The sequence below is a fragment of the Shewanella canadensis genome, from assembly GCF_003966225.1.
GTDB classification, from domain to species: Bacteria; Pseudomonadota; Gammaproteobacteria; order Enterobacterales; family Shewanellaceae; genus Shewanella; species Shewanella canadensis.
This window is the reverse complement of sequence record NZ_RXNU01000005.1, coordinates 53,601-75,690: the sequence shown is the minus strand read 5'-3', so window position 1 is coordinate 75,690 and position 22,090 is coordinate 53,601. Positions and strand designations below refer to the sequence as shown.

General features: G+C 48.0%; 19 protein-coding genes and 1 riboswitch. All 19 genes read left to right on the top strand.

Translation table 11 applies throughout. From position 1 onward, the window contains the following. Nucleotide 1: 1 nt before the first annotated feature. A complete protein-coding gene (locus tag EKG38_RS10975) occupies nucleotides 2-4,921 on the top strand; it encodes a 2-oxoacid:acceptor oxidoreductase family protein (RefSeq protein ID WP_126520309.1) in 4,920 nt (1,639 codons plus the stop codon). A 14-nt stretch (nucleotides 4,922-4,935) separates the two neighbouring features. Further along, complete coding sequence (gene rsxC / locus EKG38_RS10970) at nucleotides 4,936-6,291, top strand: electron transport complex subunit RsxC (protein WP_126520308.1); 1,356 nt, start codon at nucleotides 4,936-4,938, stop codon at nucleotides 6,289-6,291. Further along, nucleotides 6,288-7,343: an RnfABCDGE type electron transport complex subunit D gene (locus EKG38_RS10965; RefSeq protein ID WP_185826838.1), complete on the top strand. Its 1,056-nt coding sequence runs from the start codon at nucleotides 6,288-6,290 to the stop codon at nucleotides 7,341-7,343. Before rsxC ends, EKG38_RS10965 begins: the two co-directional genes overlap by 4 nt. Then, nucleotides 7,340-8,122 (top strand): RnfABCDGE type electron transport complex subunit G, encoded by a 783-nt coding sequence (locus EKG38_RS10960; protein WP_221767755.1) that lies wholly within the window; start codon nucleotides 7,340-7,342, stop codon nucleotides 8,120-8,122. Before EKG38_RS10965 ends, EKG38_RS10960 begins: the two co-directional genes overlap by 4 nt. A 4-nt stretch (nucleotides 8,123-8,126) precedes the next feature. Further along, on the top strand, nucleotides 8,127-8,801 hold the full coding sequence (rsxE, locus tag EKG38_RS10955; protein ID WP_246033139.1) for an electron transport complex subunit RsxE: 675 nt from the start codon (nucleotides 8,127-8,129) through the stop codon (nucleotides 8,799-8,801). Next, complete coding sequence (locus EKG38_RS10950; RefSeq protein ID WP_126520307.1) at nucleotides 8,791-9,381, top strand: electron transport complex protein RnfA; 591 nt, start codon at nucleotides 8,791-8,793, stop codon at nucleotides 9,379-9,381. The genes rsxE and EKG38_RS10950 overlap by 11 nt, the downstream gene beginning before the upstream one ends. After that, nucleotides 9,374-9,556: a chemotaxis protein gene (locus EKG38_RS10945; RefSeq protein WP_126520306.1), complete on the top strand. Its 183-nt coding sequence runs from the start codon at nucleotides 9,374-9,376 to the stop codon at nucleotides 9,554-9,556. The genes EKG38_RS10950 and EKG38_RS10945 overlap by 8 nt, the downstream gene beginning before the upstream one ends. A 534-nt stretch (nucleotides 9,557-10,090) precedes the next feature. Further along, nucleotides 10,091-10,261: riboswitch (cobalamin riboswitch) on the top strand. A gap of 168 nt (nucleotides 10,262-10,429) precedes the next feature. Next, nucleotides 10,430-12,280 (top strand): TonB-dependent receptor domain-containing protein, encoded by a 1,851-nt coding sequence (locus EKG38_RS10940; protein WP_126520305.1) that lies wholly within the window; start codon nucleotides 10,430-10,432, stop codon nucleotides 12,278-12,280. Nucleotides 12,281-12,337: 57 nt separating this feature from the next. After that, nucleotides 12,338-13,150 (top strand): ABC transporter ATP-binding protein, encoded by an 813-nt coding sequence (locus EKG38_RS10935; protein ID WP_126520304.1) that lies wholly within the window; start codon nucleotides 12,338-12,340, stop codon nucleotides 13,148-13,150. Next, entirely contained in the window at nucleotides 13,137-14,147 is a 1,011-nt protein-coding gene (locus EKG38_RS10930) for a FecCD family ABC transporter permease (protein WP_126520303.1), read from the top strand. Before EKG38_RS10935 ends, EKG38_RS10930 begins: the two co-directional genes overlap by 14 nt. Next, the gene (gene cobU / locus EKG38_RS10925) at nucleotides 14,148-14,675 is read left to right on the top strand and encodes a bifunctional adenosylcobinamide kinase/adenosylcobinamide-phosphate guanylyltransferase (RefSeq protein ID WP_126520302.1); all 528 of its coding nucleotides are present in this window, start codon (nucleotides 14,148-14,150) and stop codon (nucleotides 14,673-14,675) included. It abuts the gene before it with no gap. Next, nucleotides 14,676-15,596, top strand: a complete 921-nt coding sequence (locus tag EKG38_RS10920) for a cobalamin-binding protein (RefSeq protein ID WP_126520301.1) — start codon at nucleotides 14,676-14,678, stop codon at nucleotides 15,594-15,596. Continuing rightward, the gene (locus tag EKG38_RS10915; RefSeq protein ID WP_126520300.1) at nucleotides 15,593-16,162 is read left to right on the top strand and encodes a bifunctional adenosylcobinamide kinase/adenosylcobinamide-phosphate guanylyltransferase; all 570 of its coding nucleotides are present in this window, start codon (nucleotides 15,593-15,595) and stop codon (nucleotides 16,160-16,162) included. The genes EKG38_RS10920 and EKG38_RS10915 overlap by 4 nt, the downstream gene beginning before the upstream one ends. After that, complete coding sequence (locus EKG38_RS10910; protein ID WP_246033138.1) at nucleotides 16,162-16,800, top strand: histidine phosphatase family protein; 639 nt, start codon at nucleotides 16,162-16,164, stop codon at nucleotides 16,798-16,800. Before EKG38_RS10915 ends, EKG38_RS10910 begins: the two co-directional genes overlap by 1 nt. Then, nucleotides 16,801-17,895, top strand: coding sequence for a nicotinate-nucleotide--dimethylbenzimidazole phosphoribosyltransferase family protein (locus EKG38_RS10905; protein ID WP_126520298.1), 1,095 nt, complete (start codon nucleotides 16,801-16,803; stop codon nucleotides 17,893-17,895). Beyond that, nucleotides 17,892-19,361 carry a cobyric acid synthase gene (locus EKG38_RS10900; RefSeq protein WP_126520297.1) on the top strand — a complete coding sequence of 490 codons (1,470 nt, stop codon included), beginning with the start codon at nucleotides 17,892-17,894 and terminating at the stop codon, nucleotides 19,359-19,361. The genes EKG38_RS10905 and EKG38_RS10900 overlap by 4 nt, the downstream gene beginning before the upstream one ends. After that, nucleotides 19,361-20,734 (top strand): cobyrinic acid a,c-diamide synthase CobB, encoded by a 1,374-nt coding sequence (locus EKG38_RS10895; protein ID WP_126520296.1) that lies wholly within the window; start codon nucleotides 19,361-19,363, stop codon nucleotides 20,732-20,734. The genes EKG38_RS10900 and EKG38_RS10895 overlap by 1 nt, the downstream gene beginning before the upstream one ends. Then, on the top strand, nucleotides 20,731-21,504 hold the full coding sequence (cobS, locus tag EKG38_RS10890) for an adenosylcobinamide-GDP ribazoletransferase (protein WP_126520295.1): 774 nt from the start codon (nucleotides 20,731-20,733) through the stop codon (nucleotides 21,502-21,504). Before EKG38_RS10895 ends, cobS begins: the two co-directional genes overlap by 4 nt. After that, nucleotides 21,501-22,085 carry a cob(I)yrinic acid a,c-diamide adenosyltransferase gene (cobO, locus tag EKG38_RS10885; RefSeq protein WP_126520294.1) on the top strand — a complete coding sequence of 195 codons (585 nt, stop codon included), beginning with the start codon at nucleotides 21,501-21,503 and terminating at the stop codon, nucleotides 22,083-22,085. The genes cobS and cobO overlap by 4 nt, the downstream gene beginning before the upstream one ends. Nucleotides 22,086-22,090 lie beyond the last annotated feature (5 nt).

Genomic DNA, 22,090 nt, shown 5'->3' with positions numbered 1-22,090 from the left:
GATGTTCGGTAAAGATAAGAAAAAGACGTTTAAATATCCTGGTATTCGCATGGCAATGGACGGCAATACCGCCGTTATTATGTGTGAGCGAGAAGCTTCAGATGCTGCTGGTGCATATCCTATAACTCCTTCCACTCAGATGGGGGAGTATTGGGCTGAAGAAGTTGCCAAAGGCCATCTAAATATTTCTGATAAAGAGCTGATTTTTGTAGAACCTGAATCAGAGCATGCAGCTGCTGGCGTAACGGCAGGTATGTCGATGAGTGGGCTTCGTGCTACCAACTTTTCTTCTGCTCAGGGTGTGGCATTTATGCATGAGTCTCTATATGCCGCGGTGGGTAAACGTCTTCCTTATCTACTCAATATTGGTTGTCGAGCAATTACCAAAGCTTCATTGAATGTGCATTGCGCCCACGATGATTACCATTGTATCGATGACACCGGTTTTTTTCAGGTGATGGGAAAAGATGCCCAGTCAGCAGCGGATCTAAATCTGATCTGCCGAAAAACTGCTGAGCTGAGTTTAACGCCTGCAGCTGTTGGCCAGGATGGTTTTCTGACAACGCATCTTATTGAGCCTGTTAATATTCCTGAACGTGAATTGATTGCAGAATATTGTGGTCTTGCTGATGATATTATTGATTGCCCAACACCTGCACAACGTATGACTTATGGTGAAAAGCGTCGTCGCGTACCAGAGGTCTGGGATGTCGATAATCCTATGGTTTCCGGTCCAGTTCAAAATCAGGATGCCTATATGCAGGCCGTAGCCGCGCAACGTCCGTATTTCTTCAATCATATTGTTGATCTCTTTGATCAATCTGCTGATGAGTACTATCAATTAACCGGTCGAGAATACAAAAGAATTGGTTTGTATAATGTGGATGAAGCGGAATACGTAGTCATTGGCATGGGATCATTGATCGGACAGTCTGAAGCCGTTGCTGATTATTTACAGGAAACTCGTGGTCTTAAAGTGGGTGTTTTGAATTTAACGATGTTTCGTCCTTTTCCAGGAGATATGATCGGAACGGCACTGAAGGGGAAAAAAGGTGTGGTGGTTCTTGAACGAACTGATCAGCCATTAGCGGAAGATCTGCCAATTATGCGTGAAATCCGTGCTGTAATTACAAAATGTATGGAAAATGGCGTTGCCGCAAAAAACAAACCCTTTGAGAAGTATGCCAGTTACCAAAAACGTAGCGATGCTCCGCCATTATTTTCTGGCTGTTACGGGTTGGGTAGTCGTGATTTACAACCTGAAGGTATCATTGGTGCAATTGAAAATATGCTGCCCAATGGAGCGCAAAAAAAATTCTTTTATCTGTCTGTTGATTTTGTACGTGATGAGTCGGTCAATCCCAAGCAAGAGATCCAAATGCAAAATTTGCTTGATGATTATCCCCAGATTAAATATATGGCAGTTCGGGGTAGTGAAAATCCTAATTTGTTGCCAAAAAATAGTATTACCGTACGAATGCACTCAGTCGGTGGCTGGGGGGCGATCACTACAGGCAAGAACCTGGTTATGACCCTTTATGATCTACTGGGTTATGATATTAAAGCTAACCCGAAATATGGTTCCGAGAAAAAAGGTCAGCCAACAACCTATTTTCTCTCCGCTGCACCTGAACCAATCAGGATCAACTGTGAATATCATTATGTTGATGTTGTGTTGTCTCCCGATCCCAATGTATTTAGTCACTCGGACCCTCTTTATGGTTTGAAGAAAGGTGGATCATTTATAATCCAGTCAGATCTTGCCAGTGCTGATGAAGTGTGGGCCACCATTCCCTTCAAGAATCAAAAATTCATTATTGATAACGAGATTCGAATTTTCTATGTTGATGGATTTAAGATCGCTAAAGAAGAAGCATCAAATCCCGAGTTACAGTTTAGAATGCAAGGTAACGCTTTTCAGGGGGCCTTCTTTGCTGCATCGCCTTTGATGGAGCGTTCCAACCTCGATGAAAACAGTCTTTTTGCAGCAATTGAGGTGCAACTAAAAGGCAAATTTGGTGGTAAAGGTGGTGCAGTTGTTGAAGATAACTTGCGTGTTGTACGCCGTGGCTTTGATGAGGTAACCGAGATCACCAATAAAGAGCTGGGCGTTAATCAGGCAGCTATTGCCCGCAAAGAAACTGGGATCCCCATTATGCTTAAACATACTCCAGTTGGTGATGGAGGATTGGCTGACGTACATGCATTCTGGGAAAAAACGGGGAGCTTTTACGCTTCAGGTCATGGCGATGATAATCTGGTCGACCCCTTTATTGGTTTAAGTGTTTTTCCTGCCGCTACCGGTATCTATCGTGATATGACCAATATTCGATTTGATTATCCTGAATGGATACCTGAAAAATGTACCGCCTGTGGTGATTGTTATACAGCCTGTCCAGACTCTGCAATTCCTGGATTGGTCAATTCACTCTCAGAAATATTCGAAACAGTTATCAACAATATCGAAAAATCGGGTACTCCGACACTGTATCTACGACGTGAGACACGCAATGTTGAAAAACGTTTGCGGAAATTACTTAATGACGCTGGTGAAACTGCAGATGTCAGTAAAATGATTGATCTGACGGTACTTGAACATTTAAAAAATTCCGGCCTTGAAGGCAAATCCAGAGACAGTCTTGAACGGGAATTTGCTCTGTTTTTAGGCGAGTTGGCTGATTTTAAATTCGCTATCACTAAGCCTTATTTCCTCAACAAAGAGAAGAAAGCTAAAAATAGTGGTGGTTTATTCTCAATCACTGTAAATCCTTATACCTGCAAAGGTTGTATGGAATGCGTGAAGGTGTGTAAAGACAAGGCTCTGGTTCCTGTTACTCAGACTAAAGAAGCGATTAATACATTACGTGACGAGTGGGCATTCTGGTTAGACTTGCCATCAACCTCACAGGATTTCAGTCGTATTGATAATCTGGATGAGAAAATAGGCGCTCTTCAAACACTACTATTAGACAAACGTAACTATGCAGCAATGAGCTGTGGCGATGGTGCCTGTCTGGGTTGTGGTGAAAAGACGGCCCTTCATATATTTACAGGTACTGCTACCGCCTTAATGCAACCAAGGGTTAAAGCTCAGATAGATAAATTGGATAAATTGGTAGAGCAATTAGAACAACATGTCAGACTAAAACTTGTCGACAATATTGATCTGAGCGATCCGGCGGCTATCAAAACCGCAACTGAAGATAATCAGGATAGCGATCTGACGCTTTCCAGTCTGACCGCCAGTCTTGAGCAGGGCAAAATTTCTCAGCCCATTGATCCTGTGTGGTTACGCTGGGTCACTCAACTGATAGAGAAGTTGCGTTATTTAAAATGGCAGTATGAAGTAGGCACAACAGGCAAGGGTCGTGCCGAGATGGGTATTATCAACTCCACTGGTTGTACTTCTGTATGGGGGGCTACATTCCCTTATAATCCCTATCCTTTCCCCTGGACAAGTCATTTATTCCAGGATTCCCCATCGGTTGCCATGGGTATATTTGAAGGCCATATGCGCAAGATGAGTGAGGGTTTTAAAGCCATTCGTGTTGCAGAATTGGAACTCGCAGGAAAGTATAATAATGATAGCCATGATGACTTCTTTAAGCGCTTCAATTGGAAGCAGTTTAATGATGAAGAATTCCTTCTATGCCCGCCAGTTGTTGCAGTCGGTGGTGATGGCGCTATGTATGACATTGGTTTCCAGAATTTATCCCGTCAAATGATGTCCGGGGTGCCGGTGAAAGTACTGGTGCTTGATACTCAGGTTTATTCCAATACCGGAGGTCAGGCCTGTACCTCGACTTTTGTCGGGCAGGTTGCGGATATGTCGCCTTATGGTAAGGCGGCTAAAGGAAAAACTGAGACTCGTAAAGAGATGAGTCTGATTGCAGCTGCTCACCGTACAACCTACGTTCTGCAAAGTTCTGCGGCGACGGAAACACACATGATTGAAGGTTTTATTGAAGGTCTTAATAGTCGAAGACCTGCAATATTTAATATCTATACCACTTGTCAGCCAGAGCATGGTGTAGCCGATGATGCATCTACAACTCAAGCCAAACTTGCGATGGATTCCCGTGCTTATCCTTTGTTCAAATTTGATCCCGATGCAGGGACGACTTTTGAAGAGTGTAGTAGCATCAAAGGCAATCCTGCAATCAATGACGATTGGCCAATGTACATACTTGACTATGTCGACGAGGAGGGAAAAAAAGGTCAGTTGGACGTGCCTCTTACCTTTGCTGATTTTGCCGTGACTGAAGGTCGATTCCGAAAGCAATTTCGTCAAGCTCCTCCTGAAACATGGAATGACGACATGGTTCAATTGCATCTATTTCTGGATTTGGATGAGAATGACCGGGAAGGTAAATATCCTTACATCTGGGGTGTAGATGCCAAGAATCACTTAACCCGTATCCTTGTTGCCCAGCCAATTGTTCTTTCCTGTGAAGAGCGACGTCAGTTCTGGTATCAATTACGTTCAATTGCCGGTGAAGATGTGAGGACTAAAGTCGATGCGAAAGCAATCGCCGCTCAGGCTAGAGCCGAAATGGCACAATCCCTGGCAGCAAATTTGTTAGCGATGTCTGGTGGTGATGTTTCAACGCTGGACTCATCGGTAACATCCGGTGTTGTAGCAACAGCTGCAACTACTACAACCACCGATGATTACGAACCGGTATGGATGGAAACACCAGAATGCACGGCTTGCGATGAATGTATCAATCTCGCGCCAGGAATATTCCGGTATAACAATGACAAACTAGCCGTTGTGACTAATCCACAGGGTGGAACATTTGAGGATATCGTCAAATCTGCAGAGAAGTGTACAGCTGCTGCTATTCATCCCGGTACTCCATGGAATAGCGAAGAGAAAAACCTTGAAAAGCTGATCAAACGAGCTGAAAAGTTTCAGTAAAGCCGGAGATTATAATGACTCTATTGGAACGTTTTTCAACCAGGAAGACTTTTGGCCACGGGATCCACCCTATCGCTCATAAGGAAGCGACGGCTGAGCTAGCTATCCGCCGGCTCCCCTTTGCCAAGCAGATGATTGTGCCTTTGGCACAACACTTGGGTGCCCCCGCGAAAGCAATTGTCAGCGTTGGTCAGGAGGTGGTTCGCGGTGAGCCTATCGCCGAGCCTGGTGGATTTGTCTCGGTACCCATGCATTCGCCCGTAACTGGTGTAGTTAAGTCTGTCGACAGGTTGGTAGCGACCTCATCGGGGCCAAAAACGCCAGCCATCATTATTGATACCTATGCGGCTTCGGATCAAAAAGTTTTATTTGAAGGGGCTGTCGATATCTGGCAGTTAACCCCAAAAAAACTAGTTCATGCAATACAGGACTCAGGAATGGTTGGGCTTGGTGGGGCAGCATTTCCAAGCCATGTAAAATTACTCCCCCCTAAGGGTATGTCCATCGATAAAGTAATCATCAATGGTTGTGAATGTGAGCCCTATTTAACCTGTGATCATCGGATCATGCTCGAATATACGGATAAGATAATTCTTGGAATACAGATGGTGATGGCAGCAGTTGCTGCCAAACGAGCGATTATTGGTGTTGAAGATAATAAATCCGATGCTTTCGAGATGATCCAAAGCAAATTACCCAAAGACGGAAGCATAAGTTGTGAGTTGGTAGAAACAAAATACCCCCAGGGTGCGGAGAAGATGCTGATCAATAGCCTGTTAAATAAAGAAGTACCATCGGGTGGGATCCCCGCTGAAATAGGTGTAGCAGTCTATAACGTTGGAACCATGGCCCAATTAGGCGATTTACTACCTCAAAGTCGAGGTTTAATAGAACGTGTAGTGACTGTTTCCGGTTATGGAGTCAACAAACCAGGCAATTATCTTGTACCCATTGGCACACCTTTGCGATTTGTGCTGGAACAAGTGGGTTTGAAAGATGATTTTTCAAAGATCATTATGGGTGGCCCGATGATGGGCATGACTACCGCTTCTCTTGATGTAGCCATCACCAAGGGGGTATCTGGTGTTGTAGTGTTAGCGCCACAGTCCTTCGAAAATGAAAAGCCCCAAGCATACCCATGCATAAAATGTGGAGCCTGTCTTTCTGCCTGCCCTATTTCTTTGAATCCTTCTATGTTGGGTCAACTGGCAATGGTTCGTGACTATGGGACGATGGAAGGTGGTTACCACCTCAACGATTGCTTCGAATGTGGATGCTGCACCTATGTTTGTCCGTCAAATCTTCCATTAACGCAATATTTCAGGATCGCTAAAGCGATCAACCGAAAAATTAAAGTGAAAGAATTATGAATCTGTTATCTAAGCCTGTGGAGTTACATACTTCTCCACATCTTAAAAAAATGATTACGGTTGATCAGATCATGCGTAACGTGGTGTATGCCCTGTTACCTGTTTGTGCATGGTCGGTTTATCAATTTGGTATCAGTGCTTTGGCATTAATGTTGGTGACTACCGTTACCTGTTTATTAACTGAAGCGCTATTTTGTCACCTCTCAGACAAGTCAAATACTGTTACTGATTTCAGTGTTGTTATCACCGGACTGCTTTTAGCTCTGACATTGCCACCCGGTTTTCCTCTCTGGATGGGAGCAGTGGCGGGCTTTATAGCAATCGCTTTGGGCAAATCATTATTTGGTGGTTTGGGTTATAACGTTATGAATCCGGCGCTTGTCGGCCGAGCTTTTGTACAGGCGGCATTCCCTGTAGCTATCACCACCTGGACACCGGCGCTTGCTCCGGGGCGTTTTCTGGAATTCATTCCATCCAGCTTGGCAATGCCATTTATGAGACCCGTGGATACAGCAGATTGGGTTAAGGAACGGGCTATTGATGGTTTTACCGGCGCTACGCCGCTGGCGCTACAGAAGTTTGAACAAATAAGTACCGACAGTATGGATTTGCTACTGGGCTATGTTGCAGGTTCAGCGGGTGAAACATCGGTTGTAATAATACTTTTGTGTGGAACCTATTTAGCGGTCCGCAAGATGATGGACTGGCGTATTTCTGCCGGCGTTCTCATTGCAGCAGCACTAACAACGTTACCCTTTTATCTTTTGGACCCGGAACATTATCCAAGCCCGCAGTTTATGTTGCTTTCTGGCGGCCTAATGCTCGGAGCCGTATTTATGGCTACAGATATGGTGGGGTCGCCGATGACTGTTAAAGGTGTTTGGCTTTATGGGGCTGTTATTGGTTTTTTAACCGTTATTATTCGATTGTTTGGCGGTCTGACTGAAGGTGTTATGTATGCAATTTTAGTGGCCAACGCCATGTCACCGATGATTGCATCGGTAACGCAGCCTCGGATCTATGGTCAACGCAAAAAGAAGGGGAAATCATGAGTATTTCAGATATGGCCCTGCAACAGCAAGAAACGCTAGTACCAGAAGAGCGACAACCGGATACGCCCAGTTTTGCGATGATTAGAACGCTGGCGGGTATCGCTATGTTATCGGGATTTTTGGTGGTACTGGTTTATCAGATAACCAAACCAATCATTGCTGAAAATAAGCGTATTGCTATTGAAAAGGCTATATCCGTTGTTCTGTCTGATGTCAGCTCTAAGAGAGATTATTTTTTGGGAGAAGAGGGTCTTATTTTACTCGATGCCGATCAAAAAGAGTCTTCGTTAGAGGGCGAAAAAATCTATGCGGCTTACGACGATAAAGATGAACTTCGAGGAATAGCACTGGAAGCTGCTGCAACAGGCTATCAAGATGTGATCCGTATTCTCTATGGATATGACCCCTCTTGCCAATGCGTAACGGGCATTAAAGTTCTTAAGATGGCTGAGACTCCTGGATTGGGCGATAAGATTGCTTTTGATGCTGAGTTTCTGAAAAACTTTAAAGCACTTGATGCCAGACTAAATGCCAATCTGGATGCTATTCAAAATGAGATAGTCACGGTAAAACACGGTGCCAAAACCGAACCGTGGCAAATTGATGCTATCTCGGGAGCAACAATATCATCGAAAGCGATTGGTAAAATGATTAATCAGAGCGGTCAAAAGGTGATCCCATTGATCAATAAACATTTGAATGAGCTAAAACATCCTGAAAAAGAGCCTGGAAAAACTTCTGAAATAAATCCTGAAGCAACTCCTGAAACAAAAGAATAATTGAGTGAGTGAAAATATGGATCCACGACCCAACCAAGAAGAAACCATCACCCTGGATACTTTTACTCGAGGGCTTTGGAAAGAGAATCCCGTATTTGTAATGCTGCTGGGTCTTTGTCCGGTATTGGCAGTGACCAATACCACTATGAATGCTATTGCAATGGGGCTGGCTACATTATTTGTCCTCGTTGCTTCAAGTACTCTGGTTTCTCTGTTACGCAAGCTGATCCCGAAACAAGTTCGCATTGCTTCTTTTATTATTATTATCGCCACGTTCGTTACCATGGTGGATTATTTGATCCAGTCCATCAGTCTGGATTTATATAATGCTCTGGGAGCCTTCATCCAGTTGATCGTTGTTAACTGTGTGATTTTGGGCAGAGCAGAAGCCTATGCCTCGAAGCAGAAAGTGAGTACAGCAATTATTAATGCTCTGGGAATGGGCGTAGGTTTTACCATTGCTTTACTCTGTCTAGGAGTGACCCGTGAATTATTGGGTGCAGGAACTATTCTCGGTTTTCAAATGTTTAGCGTCGATTTTGAACCTTGGATTGTGATGATTCTGCCTCCAGGCGGATTCTTTGTCCTAGGTGCTTGGTTGTTATTATTTGAGTATATAAAACAACGCAAAGAAAAAACTCATTTGAATGTAGAAGGAGTGGCTAGCCATGGATCCTGATTCTTTAACCTTTATTTTTATCAATGCGGCTCTGAGTAACAACTTTGTGCTAGCTCTATTCTTGGGTCTATGCCCTTTCCTCGGTGTTTCAGCAAAAAAAGAAACCGCATGGAATATGGGACTAGCGACAATGTTTGTTATGTTGGTTAGTTCAATTTCTGCCTTCGGCATCAATTGGTTGCTCAATGAGTTTGATATACAATTTTTGCGCTTGATTTGTTATATAGCGGTGATTGCCTCGGCGGTTCAGCTGGTAGAAATGGTGGTGAAAAAATTCAGCCCAACACTTTTCAGAGCCCTGGGTATATTCTTGCCATTGATTACTACTAATTGTGCAATTCTCGGCTTGGCATTATTCCAGACCTTCCGAGAGTACAACTTTCTTCAGAGCCTTGCATTCAGTCTCGGTGCAGGTGTTGGTTTCACCATCGCCCTGATGTTAATGGCTGGTCTGCGTGAAAAACTGGAATTGGCTAAAGTTCCCACCGTTAGTCAGGGTGCAACCATGAGCCTGATGTTAGCAGGTTTGTTATCTCTTGCCTTTATGGGTTTTGCCGGACTGGGAAGTGGTCATGCTTGATTTTATGATAGCTTGTATCACGATTATGTTGGTCTTATTTGGCTGGGTAGCAGTACAGTATCTGGCACGGCAATTTGCTGAACGCCATCCGGAATTTGGACCTTATGTGGAAAAGCGGGGCTGTGGTGGAAACTGCTCTTGCGGTGATGAAGATAAATGTAAGAATAAGCAGTAAGGATGTCTATTCCAAGTGTTCGTACCCGTCTGGTGATCTGTACCTAGTCCAGTTGCACGTTCTAGGGTAACAAGTGTTCCAGACTCTCGGGCTTGAGTGGGAAGTGCATCATTATAGGACAACTATATGCCCATTGACCTCAGCACTAAAATGCCGCTCTGCAATAGAGCGGCATTTTTATGAAGGGTAAAACAAAGGATAAAACAAATAGTAAAACAATTAGTATGCCCGGTCACAACATGCTGTTCATTATATAGCCAAAACCGGAATCAAAGAAAAAATCAAGCTTTCTCCCCTATTAACTCAGACTAAACTCAGACCAAACTAAAACTAAAAGCCGCTTTTACTTATAAGAGAAATGTCGACGGTTAAGAGAAACTTAAAAAACGTAACCTGTTGATGTTTAGATTGAATCTACCCTATTAAACACTATACGGCAAACCTCATTGAAAAAGACTGTAAGAAGTAACAGTCTTTTTCGTTTTAAACTTTGTGTGTGATCTTTGCCATATTCAAGCAATGACATTATCGTTATATTCGCATCGACTTAAGGGCGTTATTGTAACTTAATCGGGAACGTGGTGAGACCCCACGGCTGTACCTGCAACTGTAAACAGAGCGAAACATTATTACCACTGGTAGAACCGGGAAGGAATGTTTCTAGATGCTGTGAGCCAGGAAACCGACCCAGAAGAACTATTGACTCAAGCGGGTTTCTTGAGCAAGTAGACGATGCAGGTGTCTGGGTTTTCCCAAAACTTAATATTTCACACCTCTATTATCTATTCGTCATAAGGATGAGTCTTTCAAAACAAGACTCATCCACGACGCATTTTCCCGCAAATTTCAAACTCAAATAATTAAAGGCTAATCATGAGTTTTAAACTGCGACTCTCTGTATTAACAATCGCTATATGCCAGACATTTACCGCTGCTGCGGCCGTACCAGCCAATCCGGTGATTGAGACAATAACGGTCACTGGTGACCGATTTGACAGCACACCCGATCAGCAACTCACCGTTATCAACACCATAGAAAGAGAAGAGATAACCAGACTCAGCCCTAAGTCTGTGGTCGATCTATTGGAAACCTTGCCGGGGGTCAGCGTTACACGTAATGGCGGCGCAGGTCAGTCGGCATCCATCAGTATGCGCGGCACTAACTCCAGCCATGTATTGGTACTGGTCGATGGTGTTCGTATTGGCTCCGCCACTCTAGGCGCGGTTAGCTTCAATGCCCTCTCGCCTGAGAATATCGAACGAATCGAGGTGGTAAAAGGCCCCAGAGCCGCAATATGGGGCAGCGATGCCATCGGGGGAGTGATTCAGATATTTACCCGTAAGCTCGAAGGTGGTGAATGGTTTGCCTCTGCCGAATACGGCAGCGATGCATACATGAGAGCAACCGCGGGTGCGGGCGTCAACCACGGCGACGGGCACACCAGTATCACGGTTAACCGTGAACAGAGTGATGGTTATGACATCAAGAACGACGCCGAAGATGACGACGACGGTTACGATCGTATCGGCATGAGCATCAAGGGCCAACAAAATCTCAACAGACAGTGGACACTCAATTGGGTTGGGCAACTGGAGAGTGGTAACTACGAGTATGACAATATGGGTTATTACGGGCCCGGTGTTAATGAGGCCGACTATGATAACTATCTGTTGAATGTGGCGGCCCAGTACCAAAGTGACAAACTGATGAGTAAGTTGGCTCTAGGGCAATCACGGGATCAGAACGAAAACTTCCGCGCTGACGACCCAAGCCTGGGCACCTCTTTATATGAAACGACCCGAGATCAGCTCAACTGGAGTAACCGTTACACGGCAAGCGATGACCTGACCTTCATTGGCGGCGTCGACTGGTCGAAGGAATCGATCGAAGGAGACTATGCCGTCGACGAGCGCGATCTACTTGGCGTCTATGGTCTGGCACGCTACCAAATAGGCAAGCTTTTGATGGAAGGGGTTATTCGATACGACGATGTTGAGAATATCGATAGCGAAACTTCCTACAACGCAAGCCTGGCCTATCAATTCAATGAGCAATGGCGTGTGACTGCCAGTTCAGGAACAGGCTTCAAAGCACCGAGTTTCAATGACCTCTACTGGCCAGGATCAGGCAATCCGGATCTGGTCTCTGAGACATCTGAAAACCTGGATCTCACCATCAGCTACAACGGCGATAGCCTGCGTGGTTACCTGAGTGTCTACCAAAACAAAATTGATAACCTGATCCAGTGGGCACCTACCGGCGAGAAAGATGATGATGGCTACGATATCTGGAAGCCTGCCAATATCAAAGATGCCGAGATCACCGGAATCGAACTCTCCCTCAACTACAGCACCTGGGATATTGAACACCAACTCGGTTACAGCTACATCGACGCTGTCGATGGCGAAAGTGATGAGCAGCTGATTGGTCGCAGTGAACATGAGTTCGATTATGCACTCAGCTACGCCTGGTCTCAGTTCGACGTGCTGGTTAACTACCACTATCAGGGAGAGCGTAATGCCGGCGATTATAACTATGATGGCGTTACCGACTTCCTCGATGCCTACCATCAGGTCGATCTGAGTATCGGTTATAAGCTGGCCGACGCCTGGCAGCTTCGCGTTAAGGCAAATAACCTGCTCGACGAAGAGATCATCTCAGACCGAAACTACTTCAGCCCTGGCCGCCAAGTGTTCTTGAGCGTGAGCTATCAGGCTTTTTAATCATAAATAGAAGTAAATTGCGTCGGCACTTCCGGCGCAACATTGGGGCTCTCTGCAATGCCAACAATAGTAGAATCAAACTCTCACATGGAAGTTAATCACTTAAATTGGGCTACCTCATCTAAGAAGGTGCTCGACGACTTAAGCTTCACCATCGAAAGAGGCGATTTTGTCGGCATCTTGGGTCCCAATGGTGTCGGAAAGTCCTCCTTGTTGCGGTGCATGTATAAGTACATGAGCCCGGATAGCGGCAATGTTTTGCTGAACAACCGCAATATATCCTCTATTTCACACCGGGAATTCGCCTCGAAAGTCGCTGTCGTGCTGCAGCATACCCCCGTCGGTTTCTCGATGACAGCAAGGCAGTTACTGGCGACCGGATTGATAAACCAGCAAAAATGGTGGCAGCGGATCGACCACTGTGTTGAAAAAGTTGAGATTGACCGCGTCTTATCACTTGTGGGTCTGACCGATAAAGCCGAGCGGGTGTTTGAGTCTCTTTCCGGTGGTGAACAACAAAGACTCCTGATCGCCAGAGCTCTTTTACAAAAACCGGAGATATTGTTGCTCGATGAGCCAACCAACCATCTCGATGTCGGCTATCAAGTGGAGATATTAAAGCTGATAAAAAACTTAGATATCACAGTGGTGGCCAGCATTCATGATCTTAATCTTGCCAGTGCCTTTTGCGATAAACTCCTTCTGCTTAGAGAGGGAAAACTGATTAAAAGCGGCACGCCTGCACAGGTGTTAACCCCCGCCAGCATCGAAAACATTTACGGTGTTAAAACCGAAGTAGACAGACATCCTCAAGGCAAACACCCCAGGGTCACCTATCACTTTGACGGGGGTCGCCATGCGGCTGTTTAACCCCAATCTTTTACTGGCAATCTTGCTCCCCCTTGCCGTGATATCGCCCTTGATTGGCATAGCACTAGGTACCGCCGACATCAGCTTAACGGAAGTGGTTGGCGCCATCGGCCGTACTATCATTGCCCTACTCGAGCCTGAATCTAAGATGATCCTGGCCGATCGCATCATCATCGAGCTCAGAATGCCCCGGGCATTGATGGCGATGGTATGTGGTGCCGGGCTCGCTGTATCTGGCTCGGTACTGCAAAGTGTCACCAGAAACCCCCTCGCCGATCCTTATCTGTTTGGTATCTCAGCGGGTGCATCGCTTGGGGCCATTTTGGCACTAACCGGTGGACTCACCTTTCTTCCTCTACCCATCTGTGCATTTTTAGGCTCCTTGATTGCCGTCGCTGTTGTGGTGGTGATGGCCCGGGATGGCCAGGTGGAAACCTTGGTGCTGTCGGGCGTGGCTATCTCCTTCCTGCTCTCCTCAATCGCCAATCTGGTTTTGTACTTCGGCGATCCCCAAGCCATGCAAGCAGTGCTGTTTTGGTCTCTTGGCAGTTTCAGCCGCGCCACATGGGGGACGCTCATGGTGCCCGGCATTATTGTGATCATTGCCACTGCGATTATTTATCAATTCCAGCGCCCACTGCAGGCACTGATGGCCGGCGATGAGAGCGCTCATACTCAGGGCGTTGCGGTTCTGCCGCTACGTTTAGGCATGTTAATTCTTACAGCCTTAATGACCTCTTCATTAGTGGCGGCGTGCGGCGGCATTGGATTTGTGGGGCTGATGGTGCCTCATATCGTCCGCATGCTTATCGGCTCGGCCAGCTCGAGCTCACTCATTGCCACGGCCTTACTCGGTGGCGTACTCATGGTGTGGGTCGATCTGTTAGCCAGACTGATCCTGCCATCACAAGAACTGCCTGTCGGTGTGATGACCGCCATGCTGGGTAGTGTCTTTTTCATCGGTTTGTTGGTTAAGCGTAAACAGGGGCATAGATAGATGAAGCAATTAATCATTGGCGGTGCACGTTCGGGGAAAAGCCGTCTGGCACAGGAATACGCCAAAATCTGGCAGGCCCGCACCAGCGGTGAAGTCATCGTGGTTGCGACTGCAGAGAGTACTGAAGGCGCCATGGCTAAACGTATCGCCCACCATAAAAGCCATCGCCCAAGTGAGTGGAAGCTGGTCGAAACAACGCTGGATTTAGCCCAAGCCCTGATTGAACAGAGCCGTAGCGATAACCTTCTCTTAGTCGACTGTCTGACGCTATGGCTATCAAATATACAACTGAGCGACCGTAGTTGGAGTCAGGAGAAGCAGGCCTTACTGGAGGCATTAACAGACCTCCCTGGAGAGGTCATCTTTATCAGCAACGAAGTCGGACAAGGCGTCGTGCCACTGGGTGAGTTATCACGGGAGTTTGTCGATGAATCCGGATGGTTACATCAAAGCTTAGCGAAGCGGGTCGACAGGGTCACCATGGCGATAGCTGGCTTACCGCTGGTGATTAAGTCGGTGGAGGCATAAATGAGATACCTCAGTCCCCTTCTGGCATTTTGTCTGGTTTTTTGTCTTACATTAGGCTGTAGTTTTTCTGCCAGCGCCGAGAATCAACCTCGCTTAATCGTGTTATCGCCCCATGCCGTCGAGATGTTATTCGAAATCGGCGCCGGCGATACCATCATAGGTACGGTCGAATATGCCGATTACCCCAATCAGGCAAACCAAATTCGCCGCATCGGTCGTTACGATTTTATCGATTATGAAGCGGTAATGCTGCTTCAGCCCGATGCCATCATAGTCAACACCAGCACCACCTCAGCCCCTATGCAGACGAGACTTAAAGAGCAGGGCTTTACCTTGATAGACTCAAGCGTCAGTGAGCTCAAGCAGATCCCCCAACGTCTGTTAGAGCTAGGGGACCTTACGGGTCATAGTGCTCAAGCAAAAGCCAGCGCCGAGAAGTTTAACCAGACACTCAAAGAACTGAAGCAGACCTATCAAGATCAGGACCGCATCAATCTGTTTTATCAGGTGTGGCCGACGCCACTGACCACCACGGCCAGTAGCTGGATGAATGAAATTTTTGTCGGTTGTGGTGCAAATAATGTCTTTGCAAACAGTGTCAGTGAATACCCTCAGGTCAGTCTGGAGCAGGTACTCTCTTCTACCCCAGAGGTGATCATCAAGCCTATATACCATGGCAACAGTAATCAGGAGGCGATTACCTGGAGTGAGTGGCCGGAGCTCCCCGCCGTTGCAAATGAGCAGATCATTACCATCGAAGGCGATCTGGTGCATAGAACCGGCCCGCGAGTGTTAAAAGGCATGCTACAGGTGTGCGAAAAAGTGGCACTGGCCCGTACGCAGAAACAGTCCCAGATACAATCGCAAAAACAGCCCCGGAATCAAGCTCAACTAAATCAACTTAAGGCAACAGCCCAATGATCAGTTTATATATTGGCGGCGCAAGAAGTGGTAAATCCGGGCTTGCCGAGCAAGAGGTGAGTGATATTGCCCTGCCGACAACCTATATCGCGACTGCAACTGCCAGCGTCTCGATGGCTGAGCGTATCGCCCTGCATCGAGAGCAGAGACCTGACGAATGGAAAACCGAAGAGATCCCATTGGAACTGGCCTCAGCGTTGACTCAAATTGACACAAAACAGAGCGTGATCATTATCGATTGTCTGACGCTCTGGCTCACTAATCAGCTGATGGCTAAACATTGTTTAATCGATGAGATTGAGCGTCTGTGTGACACATTCACCTCGCTTCAATGTCATCTGGTATTGGTTAGCACCGAGGTAGGTCAAAGCCTGATCCCCGATGATGAGATGAGTCAGCAATTTGTAACCGCCAGCGGACTCATGCACCAGAAGATTGCCGCCATTGCAGACAAAGTCAGTTTTTGCCAGAGCAAGATTGCTATCTGTTTGAAAGCGCCGGACCTTTTAGTCTGCGAAACGATTAAATCAGCTATCGCAGAAACAGCAACAGAAGGCGGCATTTGATGAACGACACTCAATTTACTCTGCTGCGCCACGGGCTACCGGAGCAGTCAGGCTGCCTTCTCGGCCGTACTAACCCACCGCTGACCGCAAAAGGCTGGCAGCAGATGGAGCATAGCAGCGCTTCGCTAAATTTCGACGTTATCATCTGCTCTCCACTCATAAGATGTCAGGCATACGCGCAGCACCTGGCAAAAAATCATGATTGCGAGCTGATCGTCGATGATGCCTGGCAAGAGCTGGATTTCGGGCACTGGGATGGCAATAGTATCGCTAATTTATGGGAGGACCCGCAGCAAGGCTATGGGAAATATTGGCACGCCCCCTTCTTACATACACCGCCAAATGGTGAATCGACCTCAGATCTGCTCAATCGAATAACCATGAGCATAGAGTGCCTCAGCCATGATTATCGCGGCAAGCGACTCTTAATCGTCAGCCACTCCGGCGTCATGCGTATGGCTCTGGCATGGCTACTCAATAGCAACCAAGATGGTAACCCTCATCTTAGCCGCGTCCAGCTTGAGCATGCGGCACTCTTGCACTTCAGCACCTATATCGACGATGAAGACACCTTATGGCCTCAGCTCCAAGGCTTAATCAACCCCTCCGTTTGTCTCAACTCCCTGGTGGATAAATAAATGAAAACGATCTGTTTTAATATCATAAACGGTGCGGCGACCCACCTTCCCGGCCTGCATCAACTGTCTGATGCAGGTGTGGGGCAAAATTTAATGCACCTGACTCCCACCAGAGATACCGAGCTAATCACCTCGGGCCAGAGTGTTACCCCCCTGCCGGGAATACAGTCAAGTGGCGACGGACTGCTCTCAAATCGCGGCGTCAGCCCGGCGGTACTGACCCGTGGTCTTCTTAGAATGTTTTACAAGGCAGGCTACCGAATTGAGTTTAATAGCTTTAACTTCAATGTACCTCTGCCTCAGGTCGAGACGCAAGAATGGCTCAGTGTTAATCAGCACTTTGGCGGCATCAACAGTGACACCGACACTCTGGTTAACGAGCACCTTCTGCCAACTCTGACCTCACAGGCTGAACGTAACTGCATCAGCATCCTGGCCGAGTGCGGCGTCGGAGGTACGACATTCTCCACCCTCTGGCTGCGATTACTGACAGGCTTACGTTTGTCTCCGGCCGGAAGTACACAGGACAAGCAAAAATTAGCAAGCAAATCCGCAATTCTGACTCAGCTGGAACAGGTATATCTTCATGATAACCGAGAATTTGAGCTGGATAAACTGCTGGCTGATGTGCAATTTCACGATGAAATTCAACAAGCCATCTGTGGTCTTGTTCGAAAGTGGCCAACCCACTTATCGCTACCCCAATTTGCCGGTGGCATGATGTTCGTGGCGCCGCTGTTAGGTGCAAGACGAGCGCAAGAGTTAACACAGTCGGTCACCATTTCGACCACACGTTGGGTACTCAAAGGCGACGGACTCCACATCTTAAATCACCTCGACAATGACGATGTCATTAATGCCAATACCACAAATTTTAATGCCTCTGTAATGGATTGCCTCAATGTCTATGAGCAGGGTCAGGTCGTTGAAGGCTGTGGCTTAGGCGGTTGCTTAGTACTCGCCGAGGAGTTGGGGTGGAGTGAGCAAAAGATCATCGAGTCACTGGAACAGGCCGTTCACTGTCATCTCAGCCATTTTTCAGAGCAAAACCATACATTAGGGGCAAACCTTACATTAGAGGAAAACGTTGCATGAGCGGATATAAATTGATGGTGCAAGGCACCACAAGCGATGCAGGCAAGAGCGTGATGGTTGCCGGCCTTTGCCGGGTGCTTGCCCGTAAAGGCATTAGCGTCGCTCCATTCAAACCCCAAAATATGGCGCTTAACAGCGCGGTGACCCCCGATGGTGGCGAGATTGGGCGAGCACAGGCGGTGCAAGCTCAGGCTTGCAACCTCCCCTTAAGCGTACATATGAATCCGGTACTGCTTAAACCCAATACCGACACTGGGGCTCAGGTGATCATCCGCGGCAAGGCCATAGAAGATATGGATGCCGTCAGTTATCACACCTTTAAGCCACAACTGCTCGAGATGGTATTGGAAAGTTTCGAATTTCTGGGTAAAGGCATGCAGGCCAGACTGGTCGAGGGCGCTGGCAGCCCAGCCGAAGTAAACCTACGCGAGCACGATATTGCCAACATGGGCTTTGCACTCGCGGCGCAGACACCTGTGGTGATCGTGGCAGATATTGACAGAGGCGGCGTGTTCGCGCACCTATATGGCACCTTCGATCTGTTGTCCGATGAAGAGAAGAAGCTGGTGAAGGGCTTTATCATCAACCGTTTCCGAGGCGATGTGACTCTGCTCGAAAGCGGACTGACCTGGCTCACCGAGAAAACCGGCGTTCCGGTTCTGGGCGTGGTGCCTTATCTGCATGGTCTGTATCTGGAAGCGGAAGATGCCATCAATCAGCAACAGCTCGATGACGATACCCATTTTAAAATCGTCGTTCCCGGTCTGCCGCGAATAAGTAACCATACCGATTTCGATGCGCTGAGACTCCATCCCGGTGTCGATCTCTGCTTTGTAAAACCCGGCGATGATCTGCCTGCAGCCGATCTCATCATCTTACCTGGTTCCAAGAGCGTGCGCGGCGACCTTAAGGCGCTCAGAGATCGTAACTGGGACAAACAGATCGCTCGCCACCTCAGATTTGGCGGCAAATTGATCGGGATCTGTGGCGGCTACCAGATGCTCGGCAACAGCATTGACGATCCCCACGGCGTCGAGGGCGAGCCGGGCAAAAGTGCCGGACTTGGGTATCTCGATGTTACTACCACACTCACAACGCAAAAAACCTTAAAACAGGTCAGTGGTGAGCTACAGCTCAACGGCAAGACTCATCCGGTCAAGGGTTATGAGATCCATGCCGGTGTCTGCGAGGTTAAAGAGACACAACCAGTCACACTGGGCACTGGCGTCGATAGTCATGGTGACGGTGCACTCTGTCGTGACAATCAGATATTGGGTAGTTACCTGCACGGCATCTTCGATGAACCGGGCGCCTGTAATGCCCTGCTCAACTGGGCGGGCTACCATCAACAGAAGGCGCAGGATATGTCGGCGCTCAGGGAGCAGAACCTGAATCGCCTAGCCGATAGCCTGGAGCAGTCATTAGATCTTGATTCGCTATTTGGTGAAATCGAGGGCTGGCACTGATGAGCAGCCAAGCATTTTGTCCTGCGCTGTTTGTCACGGCGCCGAGTAGCGATAGCGGTAAGACTACGCTGGTCGCCGCCATGGCAAGGTATTGGAGCAATCAAGGCAAGAAAGTCAGAGTCTTTAAAACCGGACCGGACTTTATCGACCCTATCTTTCATGAATTCGCCAGCGGTCATCCCGCCCATCAACTGGATCTTGGCATGATGGGCGAAACCATCTGCAGGCAACATCTCTATCAGGCCGCCTTGGAAGCCGATCTTATTCTTATCGAAGGCGTGATGGGCATGTTTGATGGGGCTAACAGCAGCGCCAATCTTGCAGCAAAGTTCGGCATTCCACTGCTTGCAGTTATTCCGGCAGCCAAGATGGCACAAACCTTCGGCGCGATCGCCTATGGCCTCGCCCACTATCAGGATAACGTTAATCTGTTTGGCGTCATCGCCAACTATGTCGGCAGCCCGGGACATGCCGCCATGCTTGAAGATAGCCTGCCCGATGGCATCGAGTTTTGTGGCGCCATGCCGCGGGACAGCAGTCTCGCCCTGCCGGAAAGGCATCTTGGTCTGGTACAAGCCAACGAAATAGAGGGGATAGACGATTGGCTCGAAAATACGGCCAAAGTGCTCGGTGAAAGCTGCAAATTGCCTCTGCCAGACCCCGTCTGTTTCAAGGCTCCTATCAGCGACACGGGCGATTTTTTAGCATCGACACCAGTATCATCCCTGGCATCGCAGCCTCTCAGTGGTCAAATCATAGCCGTAGCTAAAGATGCCGCCTTCTCGTTTATCTATCGGGATAACATCACCCTGCTTGAACGATTAGGGGCCAATATTGAATATTTCTCTCCCATCGCAGACGAATCGCTGCCAGATGCAGACAGTCTCTATCTGCCGGGAGGTTACCCGGAACTGCATCTCAAGGCGCTTAGCGCAAATATGTCGATGTGCAGCTCTATCAAACAGCACATTCAGAGTAATAAACCGACCTTGGCCGAATGTGGCGGCATGCTCTATCTGCTTGAGCAATTGACGACGAAGAGCGGAGAGACGACCGAAATGCTCGGTGCACTGCCAGGCACAGCAACGATGCAGCAACGACTTCAGGGTTTAGGCATGCTTAGCGCAGAGATTAGTGGGCAAACAATGACCGGACACTGCTTTCATTACTCGAAAGCGGATATCACACTGCTTCCGCTGGCTATCGCCTCTCAGGCCGGTAAGACCCGTATGCAGGAGCGGGTGTATCTGCACCACAACACTCTGGCTTCCTATGTTCACTGGTACCTGCCCAGTTCTCCTGAGCTGGTTTGTCGACTTTTTCTCGGTCAATTGAATGCAGCCGACAAACTTGCCGTTGGGGATTGCATATGAGACGTCATCTGGGTGCAATTCTCGCCGCCGCAAGCTTTCTAACTCGACTTCCTATGCCCCTCTGGGTAGGCAAAGACAGTGAGGCTATCGCCCAGGCCAGTCGCTGGTTCGCCTTGATAGGCTTGTGTATCGGTGCCGTGGCTGCATGCTTGCTTTACGCCTTAGCGTCGCTGATGGGTCAAGAGCTGGCCGTTGTATTAACACTGGTTGGGATCATACTGCTGACCGGCGCATTTCATGAAGATGGACTGGCGGATCTCTGTGATGGCTTTGGCGGAGGCTGGGAGAGGAGCCGCAAACTTGCCATCATGAAAGACAGCCAGATAGGCGCCTATGGAGTATTGGCGCTGGTCACCTCTTTTTCCATCAAGGTTATCGCCCTGACCCAGCTCTCACTGCCACTGGCCTGTATATCTCTGCTCGTCTGCCATGCTGGCAGTCGAGCCATCGCCGGGCTGGTGGCGGTGTATCTCCCCTATGCCAGAGACGATGACAATAACAAGACACCACAAAAAGATGCCGCGCTGCCGCTAAGAAACCGATTGGTTCTCTGCATCTGTGGTGCCCTGCCACTATTGATGTTGCCCTTAACTGCCGCGGTTTCATTAATAGCGCTCTGGCTGGTGACATTCATCGCTCTGATTAAATTAATGCAGCGCCATATCCAGGGCTATACCGGCGACACCTTAGGCGCCACACAACAGATAGTCGAGATCGCAGGCTTAATCTTTTTTGTTATCTATCACTTTCAAATGACGGTATCTATATGAGTTATAACCCTAAGAAGCAAAAACAGCACAAAGAAAATGTCGAAAAGGCCGTGGACAATGCTCAGGAGGAGCGAGGTCAGCTGCTCATCATTACCGGCAATGGCAAAGGCAAAACCACAGCAGGTTTTGGCAATATCGTCCGCGCTTTGGGACATAAACAAGATGTCGCCGTGGTTCAATTCGTTAAAGGTGTGGGTGAGTGCGGCGAACGTAACCTGCTTGAGTCACGCGGCGTTCCCTTTCATACCATGGCGACCGGCTTCAGCTGGAACAGCGAAGACAAAGCCAAGGACAAACTCGCCGCTCAGCAAGCCTGGCAACAGGCCAAGGCTTGGCTGCAAAATCCTGATCTCGATATGGTCCTGCTCGACGAGTTGACTTACATGATCACCTGGGACTTTATCGAACTTGAAGAGGTCATTACCACGCTTAAACAAAGACCAAAAGAGATGTCGGTCATTATCACAGGCAGAGCGGCCCACCGGGAGTTAAAGGAATATGCCGATACCGTGAGTGAGGTGCGCCCTGAGAAGCATGCGTTTCATCAAGGGCTAAAGGCACGTAAAGGGCTCGACTGGTAGTCGGG

Bases quoted from the DNA above. Each gene is read 5' to 3' on its own strand.
- EKG38_RS10975 (WP_126520309.1), top strand. From the start codon at position 2: ATGTTCGGTAAAGATAAGAAAAAGACGTTTAAATATCCTGGTATTCGC.
- rsxC (WP_126520308.1), top strand. From the start codon at position 4,936: ATGACTCTATTGGAACGTTTTTCAACCAGGAAGACTTTTGGCCACGGG.
- EKG38_RS10965 (WP_185826838.1), top strand. From the start codon at position 6,288: ATGAATCTGTTATCTAAGCCTGTGGAGTTACATACTTCTCCACATCTT.
- EKG38_RS10960 (WP_221767755.1), top strand. From the start codon at position 7,340: ATGAGTATTTCAGATATGGCCCTGCAACAGCAAGAAACGCTAGTACCA.
- EKG38_RS10950 (WP_126520307.1), top strand. From the start codon at position 8,791: ATGGATCCTGATTCTTTAACCTTTATTTTTATCAATGCGGCTCTGAGT.
- EKG38_RS10945 (WP_126520306.1), top strand. From the start codon at position 9,374: ATGCTTGATTTTATGATAGCTTGTATCACGATTATGTTGGTCTTATTT.
- EKG38_RS10940 (WP_126520305.1), top strand. From the start codon at position 10,430: ATGAGTTTTAAACTGCGACTCTCTGTATTAACAATCGCTATATGCCAG.
- EKG38_RS10935 (WP_126520304.1), top strand. From the start codon at position 12,338: ATGCCAACAATAGTAGAATCAAACTCTCACATGGAAGTTAATCACTTA.
- EKG38_RS10930 (WP_126520303.1), top strand. From the start codon at position 13,137: ATGCGGCTGTTTAACCCCAATCTTTTACTGGCAATCTTGCTCCCCCTT.
- cobU (WP_126520302.1), top strand. From the start codon at position 14,148: ATGAAGCAATTAATCATTGGCGGTGCACGTTCGGGGAAAAGCCGTCTG.
- EKG38_RS10920 (WP_126520301.1), top strand. From the start codon at position 14,676: ATGAGATACCTCAGTCCCCTTCTGGCATTTTGTCTGGTTTTTTGTCTT.
- EKG38_RS10915 (WP_126520300.1), top strand. From the start codon at position 15,593: ATGATCAGTTTATATATTGGCGGCGCAAGAAGTGGTAAATCCGGGCTT.
- EKG38_RS10910 (WP_246033138.1), top strand. From the start codon at position 16,162: ATGAACGACACTCAATTTACTCTGCTGCGCCACGGGCTACCGGAGCAG.
- EKG38_RS10905 (WP_126520298.1), top strand. From the start codon at position 16,801: ATGAAAACGATCTGTTTTAATATCATAAACGGTGCGGCGACCCACCTT.
- EKG38_RS10900 (WP_126520297.1), top strand. From the start codon at position 17,892: ATGAGCGGATATAAATTGATGGTGCAAGGCACCACAAGCGATGCAGGC.
- EKG38_RS10895 (WP_126520296.1), top strand. From the start codon at position 19,361: ATGAGCAGCCAAGCATTTTGTCCTGCGCTGTTTGTCACGGCGCCGAGT.
- cobS (WP_126520295.1), top strand. From the start codon at position 20,731: ATGAGACGTCATCTGGGTGCAATTCTCGCCGCCGCAAGCTTTCTAACT.
- cobO (WP_126520294.1), top strand. From the start codon at position 21,501: ATGAGTTATAACCCTAAGAAGCAAAAACAGCACAAAGAAAATGTCGAA.